Annotated in this window: 1 protein-coding gene; it reads left to right on the forward strand. The window is 73.4% G+C overall.

Annotated features, from left to right (window positions below; all coding sequences use genetic code 11):
* Positions 1 to 235: 235 nt before the first annotated feature.
* The gene (locus ACWGH4_RS35205) at positions 236 to 1180 is read left to right on the forward strand and encodes an MBL fold metallo-hydrolase (RefSeq protein WP_453467988.1); all 945 of its coding nucleotides are present in this window, start codon (positions 236 to 238) and stop codon (positions 1178 to 1180) included.
* The last annotated feature ends 82 nt before the right edge of the window (positions 1181 to 1262 follow it).

The raw sequence follows: 1262 nt of genomic DNA on the forward strand, positions 1-1262 counted from the left end.
CCGCCGCACCGCGTGCCGGGCGGCCGCGCCGCCGCGCCCGGCACCGTGCGACGCACGCGGGAACTCGTCGCTCATCGGGTGTCCTTCCGTTCGGGTGTGCCGGGCCGGCAGCCGTTCCCGGTCACGCTCCGACGCGCCTCTCGGGGCGGGCCGGAAAACCCCTGGAGAGTCGACCGCGCCACAAGGAGCCCCCACCAGACTCGGCCCGTCCACGACACCTGCCCGAGGAGAGGCCGTGCCCTCCAGCACCACAGTCCGCAACCAGGCCCCCGCGCCCGCCGGCCGGGCGACGGAGGTGGCGCCAGGCGTCCACGCCTACCTCCAGCCGCCCGGCGGCTGGTGCCTGAACAACGCCGGCATCCTCGTCTCCGGCGGCGAGAGCGCCCTCATCGACACCGTGGCGACCGAGTCCCGCGCCCACCACCTGCGCACCACCGCGCTCGCCCTGAACACGGCCGCCCCGCGCGCGGTCGTCAACACCCACTTCCACGGCGACCACGCCTTCGGCAACCACCTGTTCCCCGAGGCGCTCGTCATCGGCCACGAACGCACCCGCACCGAGATGATCGCCGCCGGGCTGCACCTGACCGGCCTGTGGCCCGACGTCGACTGGGGCACCATCGAACTCACCCCGCCCCAGCTCACGTTCACCGACCGGCTGACCCTGCACGTCGGGCAGATCCGCGCCGAACTGGAGCACATCGGCCCCGCGCACACCTCCAACGACACCGTCGTGTGGCTGCCCGAGCACCGGGTCCTGTTCACCGGCGACCTGGTGATGAACGGTGTGACACCGTTCTGCCTGATGGGCACGATCAACGGATCACTGACCGCCCTCGAGCGGCTGCGGGCCTTCGGCGCCACCACGATCGTCCCCGGCCACGGCCCCCTGTGCGGGCCCGAGGTCCTCGACCGGGTCGAAGGCTATCTGCGTCTGGTCCAGCAGCTCGCCGCCCAGGGCCACCGGGCCGGCCTGACCCCGGCCGAGACCGCCCGCGGCGCCGCTCTCGGCCCCTACGCGAAGCTCCTGGACAGCGAACGGCTCGTGCCCAACCTGCACCGCGCCTTCGCCGAACTCGACGGCGCCGGCGACAGCGACCCGCTGCCCGTGCCCCTCAGGCAGACGGCACTCGCCGAGATGATCGACCACCACGGCACGCTGCCCTGCTGCCTGGCCTGACGACACCACCACGCACACCAAACGCCCACGCCCACGACACGACGAGGCGCACGACACGACCGCGCGCACGTAGGAGAGGCGG

It is taken from the genome of Streptomyces sp. NPDC054847 (assembly GCF_053610925.1).